Genomic DNA, 14,053 nt, shown 5'->3' with positions numbered 1-14,053 from the left:
CATGCTTAAACATTGTGTTCAGCCCTTTTTTTTAGTCCTTCAAGAGTAGACGGTAGACCTTTATAGATTTTCTTTCCAATGATTTTCCCAAACAAAAAACTAGTTAAACCTGAAAACTTAACTCTATGAATTACTTGAGTTGCTTTTCCATTGACCTGCAAATGATGCTCAAATGATAGAACGCAGAATGGTAGTTTACTTGTTACAGTAAAGTGCTTATTTGGTATAGCATCTGCAATTACAATCTGTGATTTAGGTCCATTACTCGGCTTCAGAATACCTTTAGTACCGATCTTGAATTCTCCCATGAGATGAGAGTAGTCAACTTCTTCATCCCATTGACTCCAATTTTCGACATCGGTATATAACGAATATATGTCTTGAGGTGAGGCTTCAATGCAAATACGTTCTTCAAAAATCATTCTGTTCCATCTCAACTGGAAGTTAGTAAACTAGTTTACTATATTTTGTTGTGGGCATGTTTGCAAGAGCAAGTAAGTGTATTTGAATAGGAGGTAGGAGTGCGCGCTTAATAACTCTTGTCTATAGGCATTTAAAATGGGAACGAAGTTAACAATTTACCATACCTGTAGTTATTGATGGTTTGCTAATTTAGCAAAAGCACTGACACATTATTGTCCAATAGCGAGTTATAATTATTCGGATTCCGAATTAGGAATCCGAACTTCACTTATAAGCTTTAACGGCCTAAATAAACTGCAGTAACCTCTTCTCTTCCGTGCCCTAATTCTTCAGTAATGACCATTCTTGCCTCAAAGTCGCGCTGTTTGTCCTCTCCTGTTAATCCCTTGGTTGACGGCCCTCCCGCAGCAGGAGCATTAAAACCCGTCAATTCAAAGTATCGCTGGTGCGCATACGCATGCCGTAATCCATGCGCTTTATCTAAGCCCATTTTGATACAAGCTCTTTCGTATCTTTTCATCTGAGAAACGTACTTAGCATTTTCTGGAATTAAAGAGTTATCCCCTACCCACTTTTTCACTTCATCAATTAACTGGCGTTGTTCCAAAGTACGAATAGGCACATCCCTAGGTCTTGCTCCTTTGGTTTTTACTAGATGTAAATAGTCGCCTCTATCTGCTAAATAAAGCTGGATCTTCATGCACTCTTCTCGGCGTAAACCAAACGCGGCTTGCAAACGAAAACTCGCGTCAAGATACCTGTCCTTGAGTGTTGCTAATTTTGAATTTGATAGGAATTTGGCTTTGTTCTGGTTGGTGACATACTTGCGGTTTTCGATACCAAGGGAAGCATTGCTTTTAGGAACTAGCCCTGGCTTCCCGATTTTTTCAGAGAGCCAACGCAGGTGAGTCATACGGGTCTTGATTGTGCCCGCGGCTAGACCTTGAGTTTGCCAATGAGTTACAAGCTTCTCTATATGCTTGCGGCCCAAGTTCCTTAGCTCAAGCTTTCTGACGTTAAGCTCTCTTAGTTGTTTGTCAGCTAACTTTAGTATCTTCTTGCGCTCTGCTTGAGTCGCTTTAGAGCCATCGGGATTGCGATTTAGTACTCGGGTAATTTGGTAAAAAAAGTTCGTTGCCATAGTGCTACCTCAATATGCTAATTAAAAAAAAGAGCCGCTTTCGTTGGCGGCTCTTATATCAGTCATTTAAAGGTTCTTATTTCATGGGTACAGTAGTAGGTATCAATGCGATTTCAGATTAGTGTTATTGCTTCCGTTCATTTCGAATGAACGCCTACTGCTTAAATCAAGTCTGTAGGTAATGAAGCGAGACTACTGCGCGGTTCAGAAATTCCGAACAATTGAATGACTGTAAGCCATGTGCAATTGCTAACTCCCAGAAGCCCGTAAGGCGTTTGAGATAAGAATGCGCTGGTAATTAAAGGATTTCTTCGTCTAGTAGTCTTTGCAGCAACAGCTGCTTTTTAGTTCTCTTCCATTATTGTCTCAACCCATTCGACTCGCAACTTTTGAGGCGCTCTCAGCGCCATAGATTCTCGCCGTCATTCTTTTTCAATTCTGATAATTCGCTCGTAGCCCCCTATTGGTGTGCGCTGCCCGTCCTGTCACTCCCCAATTTTTGGAGTGACAGGACTAGATGCCCTTTTAGCTAGGCGCAAAAAAGCCGAATATATTCATATTCGGCCTCTACAATAGGATCATTTTGATTTATCAAAACATCAAGTGGAACTTATACTCCACACTTTGCAAGTTTAACGTAGTAACAATTCAAACTTTGCATACCATGTATTGGATCAGCACTTCTCATCTCCTCCCTTGGGGTATTCATCTCATTTACAAAGTGATTGGAAAGTTAACATTTGAAAGCTGTATTTCCCCTGTATATCCTAAGGTTTCAAATTGCTTAGCAAGAGCAAGCACTCCATGACAACCAATGACACAATTATGTAATTTCTTGTTTAGCCACTATTGTAAATTAGAGTGCTTCCTATTTTTTAATTCCGCTTTTGAGGTATAACGTGGACTGCGTGTACATAATGACCAACATTTCAAACCATTGCATTATAAAAGTTGGATACAGCAATGACCCAGAGCGCAGAGTCAAAGAGCTCAATAAACAGGAATATGGTAAGGACCTGGGTTGCAGCCAATGGCAAATCAACACCCTCTACCGTTCAAAATCAGGTTTATCGGCTAGGGCCCTTGAAACTAAAGCTCACAAGCTCCTTTCTAGATACCAGATTAAGGTCAGTGCTATAAGTAACAGTGAACTATTCGCGTGTACCGCTAATACTGCTAAAGCAATCTTAGCTTCAGCCCCATCATCGACAAGACAACGGAAACCAAAAACTAAACGATTCATGGGGCAAGTTATAGGACAAATAAAGTGTCCGATAACTGGAGACACATATTATTACGCTAATCAGCAACGTTTTAATTTTAGAACAAAAGAAACCGAAGATTTGACGGAGCATGAATGGTTAAATGCGAAAAAGCTATATGAGAGTATTCAATGAACAATAGCATAACGCCTTGCTAATATGCAGCTAACACCACGCCCCCAAGAAAAACCACCGTAATCACTAAATTCAACCGAACCCAAAATGCCAAAAGTTAACCGCCACTCCTCTTAAGCAATTTGTTATATTTATTTTCCACATAGCTTGGAACATCAACTTTTTGTCCACCTTGAGAAAAGCGGAGATCAAATGCATAAGCTAACTTCTCTAGCGGAGCTTCGTTATAACCAACACTTTGAACCTCGGTTATGTAGCGTCGCAAAAAGCCAATAGCGCCCAGAGTCTTCCATTGTGCAACATGCACCAACTCATGAAAGTGCAAAGGTAAATCCTTAGCGACACTCGGTACAATATAGTAAGTGTTCTTATATGTTATACCTTGAACTTCCATATCAAGAAAGTCACCTAAACCCACTTGGCGCAATTCTGGAAAATCCGGTTTTGGGATACTATCAACTATTACAAAGTAAGAGTCAGCTAGAAACTCTTCAGAGTAGAAGCCTGCGAATTCACTCGCAAAAAACGCACAACTTTGTCGTTGACTAGAAAACCTGTCGTTAGTTAAATCAATCCATTCTTCGATTCTGTTTAGCACTATTAATTCCAAAAAATATAACGCCAAATCAAGGGGTGAACAACGTTACTATCCAACCTAACTGTAAGTAAACTTGAGTAGAACACAAAATGCCAAGCGATGGGAGTCAACCTTAAATACTTGTGTTGACAAACTCTCAATATGGTTGCTTTATAAAGTTATCTTGTAAGGGTCAGTCACTCCCTTTATTGGGCATTCACTGCTGATAAGATATTGTAATTCGCAGCTCTTAAGAGACTTAAACAAAGTTACATTTTCTCTTGAGCCTCTGTAGTCATTGAATAGCATCGATGTACGAACTTGATGTTCTGACAATATATACATGTATTTTGAAGGAACGGTTCGTGTAAATTCAAAAAACGGCATCATCTCATAAGAGATGAATTTTTCGTATTTGTCCCCATCATCATCTACATGCAGTTTATTGAAAACTTTATACCCACTTGAGTGAACTCCAATAATAAATGAATCACCTAATAGAATTCTTTTTTTTGCAGTCGCGATAACTAATGGACAAGCGGAGTAACAACTTTCATGTTTCACTACAACCTGTTCATTTAGACTATTTCTTGTGTTATTTTCACCTAAATCCTTAATTATATACCTGGAGGCTAGGCAAGTATTATAGTTATTGTTAACAACAAACTCATTTATCAAGTTAGCTGTTTCAACACTTCCTCCGATTGAATTAAGACATAATGTGTCAACATCTGTATCTAGTGATTGCTTGGACAACTCAGAAATGCTCTTTAGGGTAGCTGTGTTAATTTCTCCAGAGACCAATAGAACATCATCTACACACTCACTAAGTTGAGTATTGCACGCTTTAGCTAAAGTTAACTTAGGTATTTTTATCTTTTCTTCATTTATCGTTTCAACATCAGTATAACGTTCCTTACCAAAGAATTGCCGACCTAACTCTGGAAGATGATAATTAACAAGCGTATCAATGGAAAGAGCTAAAATAAGGAAAGCCGCTACGATAAGTAAAAACATTAATATTTTTTTTGATTTAGTCATTTAGATTAGCCAAGATTAGAAACACGGACTGATTCAAACTCCAATTATATACTTAAATGCCCATTCGATGACACTATTCTTTAGAAAACAATATTTAATATACCTAAATATTTAGTAAATATAGAAAAACATCTAACTATGATGTCAAACTAAATTGTTTGTTATGTGATATTCCTTTGGAATACAAGCATTTCCAAAGACCACCCTTTTACGGACGTTAAATCAAAGCCTAATGCGACAAAAGTTAAAACAACCATACCAATTAATAAAAACAACGTGCCTAACAACGCTTCGACAGTTGTAGAGAATGAACCATGCATTCGAGATAACCTATCTTGGTGAAATCTAATTCGTCGTTTTGTCGCCATCGAAAAATGCAGTAATATTATGTAAATTAGTAGAAATGTAGCAACTTCCGCAGAATATTCTTTGAACTGCAACGCGGTGAAAGCAGACGTTAAAGCTAAAGTTCCAATAACCTCATTTACGTACATATACCATGAACGTACCACTGTTTCTGAAATCCCTTGGGGCGTAGACATATTAGTATTCCCTCTTATCACATAACGCTTAACTATTTATACGTTGTCGTAGCACAATAGATAGATGCCTGTTGAACTTGGTCGTTTCTACCCATGGAGTTTTCTTATTCGGTCTGACTTGCGTTCCACTCGTATCATTAATGCCGAGGCTCCGTCAGCCGTATGTTTTCCACTTCTAGCCTCCAATTCACCTACAACGACTATACCCGTTGCATAACTATTTTCAAAGTGAACAATGCCTTATCTCGACATAACAAAGCGATAGTTTTATTCATTATAATCAAACGACTAGATTAGACTGTGCTTTCAACCAAACATTCTAACCTTGATATAGAAGCACACGAGTACCATAATGTTGTTAAGGCACTATCACCTGCTCTTAGAGCTGAGGCCTCTAGTCACTCCAAAAACTCAATAACAATTTGTGTGTGTTTTTCTCTGCAGCAATGGCTGCGTATCACCTCTTATTGTTGCGCCACCATTACCTATTTACAACTTTCATGACGCTCACAACGCCCTAACACGCACAATAACAGGATGCCTAACAAACACATTATTAAACAGCGGGTTGCAGGTTTCCTACTCTCTACTTCGAGCTTTCGAAAAGAGATATTTCACAATTTTCATCAATAACAGTGTTCGAAAAAGAACATATGTCTCAAAAACATACACACCACCAATATGAACAAGACTGCATGGTAAACTGCTTTTATAAAAAAGCAGGAATAAAGAATGATTACTAAGGATAGAGATTCAAAAATCGACAACAGTCTTCAACAGAAAGCTGGCGCAAAAGTAGAGCAAGATGTCGCGTTTTACTTACGCAGAGAGTTTGGAGATGCAAATGACGTTTTCATTATTAATGACCTACGCATACAATTTAAAAATGAAACAGCTCAGATCGATCACTTAGTCCTTTATAACAAAGGATTTATCATTATTGAGTCGAAATCGATTCGTGGTGAGGTTAAGGTCAACAATCAACTCGAATGGAGCCGAACCGTAAGAGGGAATTGGACAGGAATGCCCTCGCCTATCGAGCAAGCTAAGTTGCAAACCAAACTATTGAAAGCACTGTTAAATGACAACGCTAAATCGTTACTAGACCGAATTGCGTTTGTACAAGCGTACTTTGGTGGTCGCTGTTGGGATCAACTCTGTGCCGCGTCCAATGACGCGCTAATCGATCGAACTTCTATCCCTAAAGATATATCGAAGAAGCTCATTAAAGCCGAGTCTATTGGTAGCTGCGTTAAGAGTCTCATCAAAAAGCACCGCGTAGGTTCAATACTAAATCCGAATCCTACGTTTAATCGTGATGAACTGTACCGCCTAGTTCACTTTCTAAACGAACAACATGTGCCTACGTCTTCTCCGGCTCCCAAAGTACATCTCGCAGAATTGAGCAAAACTGAAAAGGTAGACTTGGTTCCAGTTCAAGAAATAATTGAAGAGGCCAACTCTCCACAAATAAGGCATGGTTTTAATTGTAAGAAGTGTCAAAGCCCGCAGACTGAGCCGAGGTATGGAAAGTATGGGTATTACGTCTACTGCCCACAATGTAAGGTGAATACTGCAATGCGTATTAGTTGCCATTCTTGCCAATCTAATTCAGCCAAAGTCGGTAAGAAAAAGAACACGTACTCAATTGCATGCTCTTGTGGTGAAGGAACTCAAGTCGTATTTCCTTAATCTAATAATTCGGAATCCGAATTACAACGCAATTTAAAGCAATGCGGATTCAAATTCGGATTCCGAATTCCCCCAAAACTAAACAACTAACACAAATCACTTCTGGCCACTTTTTGGCATAACCTCAACAGGTGGTACTTGATGCCAAACAATGTCACTTGTGCCTGTATAGATTTTTGTTGTTTTCGCGTTCGCATGCGCCATTCGCTCAGTAGCACTCTGCCCTTGCTGTTCAATCATTCGAGCAGCTAGGCCTCGAATTTCATGATAGGTCGGCCTTAGCGATTTCTTTAGGTGACTATAAAGCCCTAATGAGTCTCGAACCTTACTGAACTCTTTACTTATATTGTGATGATGTACTTGGTACAGATGGTCGGTTTCTTTTGAAATGCCACGTTGCTGCTGTTTGGGTTTACGATGAACGATATAAGGGCAAATCAATCTCGATGTTTTAGAAAGGTCAACAATGTCTTTAATCGTCTGAGTGACAGGAATGGCCACAGTGGAAGCATCGGACTTTTTCACCTTCTCTCGGTGAACATAAAGCATTCCATACACTGCATGCCCATCCACATACTCCACCTCTTTGTCAGGGTTCCAAAGAATCCCACAAACGCCTTCCCGTGGTTTGTATATACGATAACGAAGCCTATAGATCTCTCTCACAGCATGAGTCGTCTCAAGTGTTAAGCTCATTGCGACCTTAAGAAACAGTGGCGCTGCATCGTAGACCTTTTGGTAGTTTTCGATATCTAGGTCGTGGCGAGCTTTTGTGTAATCTTCTCTGGTCAATCGACGCTGTTTTTTATTGAGTACAAAATTACTCTCAATAGCGCTCTCATCAGCAAGGTAGGAAAATACCTTTTTAAGGTTACTGATCTTATTGTTGAGCTGACGATTACTTAACTCTGAATAGTATTTCGAAAGGAACTCATTGATGTGCTGTAACTTGATCGATTTAGTTGGCAACCGCCCCATGAACTCATCAAGGCGGTAACAGTCCCTTTCCAAATTTCGATAAACGTCTTTGGAAAGCCGTTCTTCTTTCTTCACACGAGACAACACTAATGGAAGCCACTCTTTTAAAGGCCGATTAAATTTGTCCTTACGGCCTTTAGAGACAGCTTTGCGAAATGGGGTCATCTCAGAAAGGGAAAACGCGCTTCCTAGCTCAGGACGATATTGCAAGTTGTAAACATGCGCAGCTTGTATCGCTTCTTGCTCTGCAGTCCCGATAGGAAATAGCTTCTTCACACCATCTACGGTCGTAAACCGAAATCGAGATTGCCCCCTATGGCTCATTTTCACCAAGAATGGAGGGTAATGAGCCGTTTCTTTGCTTCTAGCTCTACCAACCATTTATGACTCCAAGAATCTTAGAAGTTCACTCACCCTGTCTGCAGGGTTCCCTATCTCGTCGTCAACACAAACTAAATATCGGCCCGTTGGCGTTCTAGTACCCTCGAGCTTGCCATGTTTAATCCAGTTTATGATGGTGGTATTGCATATCCCTGAATCAGGGTAAAACTCATCAATAAATTGTCTAGGTCTGATTTTACGCGTCGCCATGTCGTTCTCCTTACCTTTCTCACTACATGAAAATTAAGATTTTTCATCTACTGGTAGAAAAACTATGCACGATTTTTTCAGTGACATTCTATTTGCGCAGCAATTAACGAAAAGGATTCCCGAAGCGTAAAACGATTCAACGAATCGATTTCAAGCCCACTTTAGGGTGGACTAATACAGTAGTACCAAGTTGCTAATCTATTGATTTTATTTGACTATTTCATTGGCCTTTTTAGCCGTTTTTTAGGCCAATTAGAGCTTAACCACCAGCTCTAAACACATGAAATTCATATAAATCAATATCATACAGCTAAGATTACTACCAACATCGGGGTTTCACCGTTTTTGAGCCCTCAAAAAACGTCCAAAACATCTTATCGAATCCAAACTAAAGATACCTACCCATGCGCTCTACTTCTTTCAAAGCAATACCATCGGCTGCTATACCAACAGGAGCTGAACCTAGTGAATACCACTTAACATCATCAGCCTCTTGAGCGGTGATATCTCCTTCCCAGTCACTCACGATAAAATAATGAATCAACTGAAGTTCCTTCGTAGGATGGTAAAGCGAACACAAGTATTGGTAATCAATCGGAACAACATTAAGCTCTTCATCGATCTCACGAAAGAGTGTCTGAACCTGGTTTTCACCGTGTTCAATATGGCCGCCAGGTATAGTGATTAAGCCGGGATCGGTCTCCTTAGACTCACTACGCTTTTCTAGCAATACTTGTGATTCGTTCAGCAAGATAAAAGAAACACACTCGTGGACATCCATCTAATTTTCCTAAAACCATTACAAAGGTAGTTAAGTTTGTTGTTCTAGCTTGTGTTAATGCTTAATTTACAACAAGCTCTTTGCTCAGCCTTTCATACAATTCAAAAGCTTCTGTTTTAGATATCAAGTTTCCGAGAGCGTATTGATGAGCTAGCTCAATATCGTCGCTTTGATTAGGGTAATAACGCTTGGCTACTTCGGCACACTGGCTTAGGTTGGTGTACCAACTACCGTCTTGCTCGGCCACAAAGTAATACGTCGCTCGCACTAACTTTTTGCCAATTACCTTAACGACATCCGCATCAGTCATTGTTTTGAAATTCGGGGTCATTTGCTTAAGATAAGTCGATAAATCGCCATTAAGAGCTTGGGCTATTTCATTACTGGGCTTATATTGTGGAAACTTTATAGATAAATCATTCCCCCAAATACAACAGCAACAATGCTTGAGCCAAAACTGCCAATGGAATTCTTCGTTGGGCTGCAGAACCTCTGAGAGATACCCTGGATCAATATCAAGCTTAGTCACTTGAGGATAGGCTTGGGGTATGGTGTCGGAAAGTAGGTTAAATACTTCCTTTTCTCTCTGACCAACAGGCGTAGCGAGTACGATAGAAACATCCAAATCAGAGCGACCAACAATGGCCGTTCCTCCAGGCACGCTTCCATACAAGTAGATACCATCAACTTGACCTGGAAGCTCTCTTAGCAGCGAATCAACGACTGCTGACACCACGTCTTGAAATTCAGGCGCAATGTTCTTTGGCGAATAAAGATTTTGAATGAACCCTTCTCGATCGAGTCCTCTCGTTTGTTCTTGCACCTTGGGTTCCTATTTTAATCGTTATAATTAATCACACCGGATTCTGATGATGATTTGAGGAGTGCCAGTGGTTAAAGTAACATTAACTCTCGCTTAGTTTTATCGTCCAGCTTTTCAATCGCGTAGCGAAAAGCAACTCTTGGTATTGCGGCATGCTTAGCGTTTAAATAACCAATAACCTGTTGAGGTTCCTTTTTACTGAGGACTTTAAGCATCCAACCATATCCTTTCTGCACGAGGTCATGTCCATCTTCTAGCAATAGATCTGCCACACAAAGCGGAGCCAACGCTGAGTATCGATTCTGATTGATCGGATAAATTAAGATGACAGCAGCAGCTCTACGTACAGCAAAATTCGAATGCTCGACCCATTTGGTTATGAGTTCGAACAACTCATTGTATTGAGACAGTAACTCACCAAACGCATGAGTGCAGAAGTCATCACCATCATTCCAGTCAATGACATACTCCATTAACCAATGCTCAAAGATTGGAAACGTTTCTTTCGAATATTGTTTTCTTACTCTAAAAGCCCAGTCGTAAGCAATAACACCTAACGCCCAATCCCTTTCTTCAAGCAATTGAGTACACAGGGACAAAACATTAGAGATATCTTTGTTTTTGATGGTTTTAAAAACGAGCGCCGATATAGATCGAACCTGCCCTGTTTTAACACTAGCCTCTGGATAACCAACGCCTGAAAGATGAAGCTTTACCGTTTCTACGAAATTCATTAATTGCAAAACCTTCATAGAACTAAAATTAATATCAAAGTGAGATACACAGTACTTAAACCATACGCATTGGATTTATAAAATATAAGTTACCTTAATCACAACATTCATTATTGAGCATTTAAATTACCACTAAAATAAGGATATTCCCTTTGGTAAGAGTAACTTATAATGCATACTAGCGGCCTTTAAAAGAGGTGCTAAATGAAAAAGAACGGTTTTACACTTATTGAGCTTGTTGTCGTTATTGTAATCCTTGGAATACTCGCCGTAACTGCTGCTCCAAGGTTCCTCAACGTAAGTACTGATTCTCATATTGCAGTTGTGAAAGGCACTGGCGCTTCTTTTAAAACAGGTGTCGATTTTGCCTATTCAAAAAATTTAACCTCAAACGGTGGCGGTGCATCTACGAATGTACCTATCTATGATGACTCTGCAACAGGTCAGCTCGATTTCAATGAATGGGGATATCCAGCCCAGCAATGGTACGCAGAAGAAGACTTTCCAAGACTGGACAATACCGAAGATTGCATTTCGGTGTGGGGCGCTCTACTTCTTGATCCCCCTAGTGTTTCTAGCTTTAATTCGCCTACAGATACAGACTACATCGCTGAATACATTCAAACCGATCAATGTATCTACCACTATCGAGTAGTGCCTGGAATCTCCATTTACTACAACTCAATGAATGGTGACGTCACTGTAGACGATGAGCCAGATAACTAAGCGCTAAATGTTGGTCTTTCAGAGTACTTGGGAATTTACGGTTCTCTCAATAAAAGTGCCACACATTAAGAATCAACAGCACACATTTAAGACTGGCTTATTTTGGCGTAAACGAGCGTGCTGTCCATATCTCCTGAAGGCAAACGTCGATCATTGGCTAAGCGATCTTCAAGTTGATATCCACACCGTTTAGCCACCGCCTGACTTTTCAAATTCGATCCTGCCATCCTAATTTCGACTCTTTTCGCACCTTTTTGAATGAATGCATACTCTTCGACAATTCGGATGGCTTCACTCACGTAGCCTAAACCCGTTTTTGATGTTTGCAACCAGTAGCCGATTTCAAAGTAAGGGACAGTATCGTCTCTTATCATAAAGCCAATAGCCCCGATAAATGCCCCTGTTTGCTTTTCAGTAATATTGAACCAGAACTCGCCAGTAAAGTTGGCGAAATTATTGGTAGCATCTTGAATGTTAAGTTCTAGCTGCTCTTTAGTTAGAGAATCAGAAACCCAAGGTAAGAATGGGGAAAACTCGGCCTTGCACTCATTTATCACCTCAAACATCTCTTCGCTGTATTTTAATGATGGAGGGGTTAACTTGAGCCTTTCACTTTCCATCACTAAGCCTTTCCCCAATTAGATCGAACAGCCGCCAACACAACTGTATCCCACCATTGACCTTTGAAGAATCGATGATCTTTAAAACACGCTTCTTGTTTCATTCCTAGTGACTTACATAATTTAATCGCAGCCAAGTTCTTGCTGATGGTTTCGGCGTAGATACGGTGTATGCCTAACTCTGAGAAACCAAAATCAGCGAGGGCTTTAGAAGCTTCTATAGAAAGCCCTTGTCCCTGAATTTCCCTTGAGAAAGCACAGCCCATCGAAGCTTGTTTATCGCCCTCAAGGCGCAAACAAACGGTACCAATAAACTTCCCCGAGTCTTTGCTTTCAACCGCTAGCTGATAGGACTGGCGAGGTACTTCCAAAGCCTGCGCAACAAACAACTGAGTTAGCTCTCGATATTTGTTAGGTTCGCAATCACTTTCATCATAGAAACGTTGATACTTTGCGTCTTGAGAGATCGCAACAAAGGCACACTCGTCTTCAAGACTCATATCTCGAAGAATCAACCTGTCAGTTTCCAGCTTAAACATCAAAATTCCTTTTTATTTTATAGCCATGAAGGGAAAAGCCTCGGAGGTGTTTACTCGTATACTTTCCCGTTATGCTTCAACCAACCATGAGTGTGATGATTACGAGGATCTTTGTGCGTCCAGTGCATTACGCCACCTTTCTTGTTCCATTCATATTCACCATAAAATTCAACTCGATCGCCCTTTGCCAGTCCCTGAACACGAGGCGCTAGGTCAATATTATGTGCGACTAACAAGGTTTGTCCGCTATCGAGTCGCAAAATGAATTTCTGATGTCGAGAGCCTTTATTATCATCAGGAAGTACTCGATACACCGTACCCGATCCGCGCACCTGAACGTCGCTTTGGTGATTTACGTAAGCTTGCTTAAGTCGCGTATCATTCGCTTGAACATGACTGATGCCGAAGCTAAGCAGCACCAAAAGTAGAGCGCAAAATTGTTTCATTCCTTTCATTTCCCATATCTGTGTGTTGATTTGGGATACTGGCTGGGCATCCCCTCTTTTAACGATGCTTGTACTGAGTCGGACAATAACCTCTCGAGACGTCCGAACTGCGCAGTTTTACATGCTTGGTCGAGCGCCCAGAAACACGTGAGCGCCACAGCTTAAAACTGCCAAGCTTGAGATGGCTACGCATAAAACGAATCACTTGTGATTCATTTAAACCAAATTGGTGCTCTATTGCCTCAAATGGCGTTCGGTCTTCCCACGCCATTTCGATAATTCTTGATTCATTCTCTTTAGATAGCATCATGCATACTCTTCCTTTATAAACTGGGAGAAATACGCTCGTCTTAGATTTAAAGATCACAGGGTGACCACTTTGAACTCCACGCCTTATAAAGTTCAATAAAACAACAAACTAACTCGAATTATGGCTATTTACTTTCCAGCCACTCAGAACGCAATAGGCCATACTTAATCGAGTCATAGTACTCGCCTTGGTAATAACGCACTTTTCTTAGCCTAGCTTCTTGCTGGAAGCCTAATTTGAGAGCTAGTGACATCATCCGCGGATTACCCGACCAAGTGGTTAAACCGACACGCTCTATCTGCTTGTTTTTGAATAGACAAGATACCCAAAGAGGAAGAGCTAACGCAGCAATACCCTGCCCCCAATAGTTGGAGTTATAAATGACTACTCCGGCTTCAAGCCAACGTGTCTCTTCACACTCCCAATAACAACTGACAGTACCTACAGGCACATCGTCTACAACCACCAACTGTAAGTCAGATCCATTGAGTAACCGTTGAAACGAACGGCTTTCAAACTCTTCTAGTGATGGCGGTGAGTATGGAAAATAAGGGCCGTTAAACTTCGTCCACTCATCGTTTGAGATAACCAATGCATAAATGGCGGCCAATTCGCTTGGCATTGCGGGCCTAATAGTTACTTGCATCTTCTCTCCTTGGTTTGGTGCTTAGGTATGGTTCTTGGTCTAACTT

The 14,053-nt window shown here is 40.6% G+C and carries 18 protein-coding genes; 3 read left to right on the top strand and 15 right to left on the bottom strand.

What is annotated here, in order from left to right; genetic code table 11:
- Positions 1 to 5: 5 nt before the first annotated feature.
- Both OCU90_RS06280 and OCU90_RS06275 read right to left on the bottom strand, forming a co-directional pair.
- A complete protein-coding gene (locus tag OCU90_RS06280) occupies positions 6 to 422 on the bottom strand; it encodes an SRPBCC family protein (protein WP_016767833.1) in 417 nt (138 codons plus the stop codon).
- Between the two features lie 278 nt (positions 423 to 700).
- The gene (locus OCU90_RS06275) at positions 701 to 1,564 is read right to left on the bottom strand and encodes a phage integrase N-terminal domain-containing protein (RefSeq protein WP_061022553.1); all 864 of its coding nucleotides are present in this window, start codon (positions 1,562 to 1,564) and stop codon (positions 701 to 703) included.
- Positions 1,565 to 2,481: 917 nt separating this feature from the next.
- Between OCU90_RS06275 and OCU90_RS06270 the strand changes: the two genes are divergently transcribed.
- Positions 2,482 to 2,961: a GIY-YIG nuclease family protein gene (locus tag OCU90_RS06270; RefSeq protein WP_061022556.1), complete on the top strand. Its 480-nt coding sequence runs from the start codon at positions 2,482 to 2,484 to the stop codon at positions 2,959 to 2,961.
- 97 nt (positions 2,962 to 3,058) lie between these two features.
- Here OCU90_RS06270 and OCU90_RS06265 read toward each other — a convergent pair whose 3' ends face one another.
- The 3 genes from OCU90_RS06265 to OCU90_RS06255 all read right to left on the bottom strand — a co-directional run bounded on the left by OCU90_RS06265 (position 3,059) and on the right by OCU90_RS06255 (position 5,121).
- The gene (locus OCU90_RS06265) at positions 3,059 to 3,559 is read right to left on the bottom strand and encodes a hypothetical protein (RefSeq protein WP_061022557.1); all 501 of its coding nucleotides are present in this window, start codon (positions 3,557 to 3,559) and stop codon (positions 3,059 to 3,061) included.
- A gap of 150 nt (positions 3,560 to 3,709) precedes the next feature.
- The gene (locus OCU90_RS06260; protein WP_061022560.1) at positions 3,710 to 4,579 is read right to left on the bottom strand and encodes a hypothetical protein; all 870 of its coding nucleotides are present in this window, start codon (positions 4,577 to 4,579) and stop codon (positions 3,710 to 3,712) included.
- A gap of 161 nt (positions 4,580 to 4,740) precedes the next feature.
- Positions 4,741 to 5,121, bottom strand: a complete 381-nt coding sequence (locus tag OCU90_RS06255) for a hypothetical protein (protein ID WP_061022562.1) — start codon at positions 5,119 to 5,121, stop codon at positions 4,741 to 4,743.
- Between the two features lie 732 nt (positions 5,122 to 5,853).
- Here OCU90_RS06255 and OCU90_RS06250 point away from each other — a divergent pair.
- A complete protein-coding gene (locus tag OCU90_RS06250; protein ID WP_061022564.1) occupies positions 5,854 to 6,813 on the top strand; it encodes a nuclease-related domain-containing protein in 960 nt (319 codons plus the stop codon).
- A gap of 96 nt (positions 6,814 to 6,909) precedes the next feature.
- Here the strand turns inward: OCU90_RS06250 and OCU90_RS06245 are convergent, their stop codons facing one another.
- From OCU90_RS06245 to OCU90_RS06225, 5 genes are all read right to left on the bottom strand, one after another.
- The gene (locus OCU90_RS06245; RefSeq protein WP_061022565.1) at positions 6,910 to 8,172 is read right to left on the bottom strand and encodes a site-specific integrase; all 1,263 of its coding nucleotides are present in this window, start codon (positions 8,170 to 8,172) and stop codon (positions 6,910 to 6,912) included.
- Entirely contained in the window at positions 8,173 to 8,382 is a 210-nt protein-coding gene (locus OCU90_RS06240) for a MerR family transcriptional regulator (protein ID WP_010434910.1), read from the bottom strand.
- 388 nt (positions 8,383 to 8,770) lie between these two features.
- The gene (locus tag OCU90_RS06235) at positions 8,771 to 9,163 is read right to left on the bottom strand and encodes an NUDIX hydrolase (protein WP_061022567.1); all 393 of its coding nucleotides are present in this window, start codon (positions 9,161 to 9,163) and stop codon (positions 8,771 to 8,773) included.
- A gap of 61 nt (positions 9,164 to 9,224) precedes the next feature.
- A complete protein-coding gene (locus OCU90_RS06230) occupies positions 9,225 to 9,986 on the bottom strand; it encodes a nucleotidyltransferase domain-containing protein (protein WP_061022569.1) in 762 nt (253 codons plus the stop codon).
- Between the two features lie 71 nt (positions 9,987 to 10,057).
- Positions 10,058 to 10,720, bottom strand: a complete 663-nt coding sequence (locus OCU90_RS06225; RefSeq protein WP_061022570.1) for a DNA alkylation repair protein — start codon at positions 10,718 to 10,720, stop codon at positions 10,058 to 10,060.
- A 204-nt stretch (positions 10,721 to 10,924) separates the two neighbouring features.
- Here OCU90_RS06225 and OCU90_RS06220 point away from each other — a divergent pair, with 204 nt between their 5' ends.
- Positions 10,925 to 11,446, top strand: a complete 522-nt coding sequence (locus OCU90_RS06220) for a type II secretion system protein (RefSeq protein ID WP_061022571.1) — start codon at positions 10,925 to 10,927, stop codon at positions 11,444 to 11,446.
- Between the two features lie 86 nt (positions 11,447 to 11,532).
- Here OCU90_RS06220 and OCU90_RS06215 read toward each other — a convergent pair whose 3' ends face one another.
- The 5 genes from OCU90_RS06215 to OCU90_RS06195 form a co-directional block, all read right to left on the bottom strand.
- Positions 11,533 to 12,066, bottom strand: coding sequence for a GNAT family N-acetyltransferase (locus OCU90_RS06215; RefSeq protein ID WP_061022573.1), 534 nt, complete (start codon positions 12,064 to 12,066; stop codon positions 11,533 to 11,535).
- Positions 12,067 to 12,068: 2 nt separating this feature from the next.
- Entirely contained in the window at positions 12,069 to 12,605 is a 537-nt protein-coding gene (locus OCU90_RS06210; RefSeq protein ID WP_061022575.1) for a GNAT family N-acetyltransferase, read from the bottom strand.
- A 50-nt stretch (positions 12,606 to 12,655) separates the two neighbouring features.
- On the bottom strand, positions 12,656 to 13,051 hold the full coding sequence (locus tag OCU90_RS06205) for a DUF3465 domain-containing protein (protein ID WP_061022577.1): 396 nt from the start codon (positions 13,049 to 13,051) through the stop codon (positions 12,656 to 12,658).
- 58 nt (positions 13,052 to 13,109) lie between these two features.
- Entirely contained in the window at positions 13,110 to 13,361 is a 252-nt protein-coding gene (locus tag OCU90_RS06200; RefSeq protein ID WP_017067224.1) for a TIGR03643 family protein, read from the bottom strand.
- A 124-nt stretch (positions 13,362 to 13,485) separates the two neighbouring features.
- Positions 13,486 to 14,007: a GNAT family N-acetyltransferase gene (locus tag OCU90_RS06195; protein WP_061022579.1), complete on the bottom strand. Its 522-nt coding sequence runs from the start codon at positions 14,005 to 14,007 to the stop codon at positions 13,486 to 13,488.
- Positions 14,008 to 14,053 lie beyond the last annotated feature (46 nt).

The sequence above is a fragment of the Vibrio splendidus genome (genome assembly GCF_024347615.1).
GTDB lineage: Bacteria > Pseudomonadota > Gammaproteobacteria > Enterobacterales > Vibrionaceae > Vibrio > Vibrio splendidus.
The sequence above is the reverse complement of the archived record's forward strand: the minus strand, read 5'-3'. Positions and strand labels throughout refer to the sequence as shown.

What these genes read in the sequence shown, in the direction of transcription:
- OCU90_RS06205 (WP_061022577.1), bottom strand. Translation starts at nt 13,051, where the DNA reads ATGAAACAATTTTGCGCTCTACTTTTGGTGCTGCTTAGCTTCGGCATC.
- OCU90_RS06235 (WP_061022567.1), bottom strand. Translation starts at nt 9,163, where the DNA reads ATGGATGTCCACGAGTGTGTTTCTTTTATCTTGCTGAACGAATCACAA.
- OCU90_RS06200 (WP_017067224.1), bottom strand. Translation starts at nt 13,361, where the DNA reads ATGATGCTATCTAAAGAGAATGAATCAAGAATTATCGAAATGGCGTGG.
- OCU90_RS06220 (WP_061022571.1), top strand. Translation starts at nt 10,925, where the DNA reads ATGAAAAAGAACGGTTTTACACTTATTGAGCTTGTTGTCGTTATTGTA.
- OCU90_RS06275 (WP_061022553.1), bottom strand. Translation starts at nt 1,564, where the DNA reads ATGGCAACGAACTTTTTTTACCAAATTACCCGAGTACTAAATCGCAAT.
- OCU90_RS06255 (WP_061022562.1), bottom strand. Translation starts at nt 5,121, where the DNA reads ATGTCTACGCCCCAAGGGATTTCAGAAACAGTGGTACGTTCATGGTAT.
- OCU90_RS06210 (WP_061022575.1), bottom strand. Translation starts at nt 12,605, where the DNA reads ATGTTTAAGCTGGAAACTGACAGGTTGATTCTTCGAGATATGAGTCTT.
- OCU90_RS06195 (WP_061022579.1), bottom strand. Translation starts at nt 14,007, where the DNA reads ATGCAAGTAACTATTAGGCCCGCAATGCCAAGCGAATTGGCCGCCATT.
- OCU90_RS06250 (WP_061022564.1), top strand. Translation starts at nt 5,854, where the DNA reads ATGATTACTAAGGATAGAGATTCAAAAATCGACAACAGTCTTCAACAG.
- OCU90_RS06215 (WP_061022573.1), bottom strand. Translation starts at nt 12,066, where the DNA reads ATGGAAAGTGAAAGGCTCAAGTTAACCCCTCCATCATTAAAATACAGC.
- OCU90_RS06270 (WP_061022556.1), top strand. Translation starts at nt 2,482, where the DNA reads ATGACCAACATTTCAAACCATTGCATTATAAAAGTTGGATACAGCAAT.
- OCU90_RS06240 (WP_010434910.1), bottom strand. Translation starts at nt 8,382, where the DNA reads ATGGCGACGCGTAAAATCAGACCTAGACAATTTATTGATGAGTTTTAC.
- OCU90_RS06225 (WP_061022570.1), bottom strand. Translation starts at nt 10,720, where the DNA reads ATGAATTTCGTAGAAACGGTAAAGCTTCATCTTTCAGGCGTTGGTTAT.
- OCU90_RS06245 (WP_061022565.1), bottom strand. Translation starts at nt 8,172, where the DNA reads ATGGTTGGTAGAGCTAGAAGCAAAGAAACGGCTCATTACCCTCCATTC.
- OCU90_RS06260 (WP_061022560.1), bottom strand. Translation starts at nt 4,579, where the DNA reads ATGACTAAATCAAAAAAAATATTAATGTTTTTACTTATCGTAGCGGCT.
- OCU90_RS06280 (WP_016767833.1), bottom strand. Translation starts at nt 422, where the DNA reads ATGATTTTTGAAGAACGTATTTGCATTGAAGCCTCACCTCAAGACATA.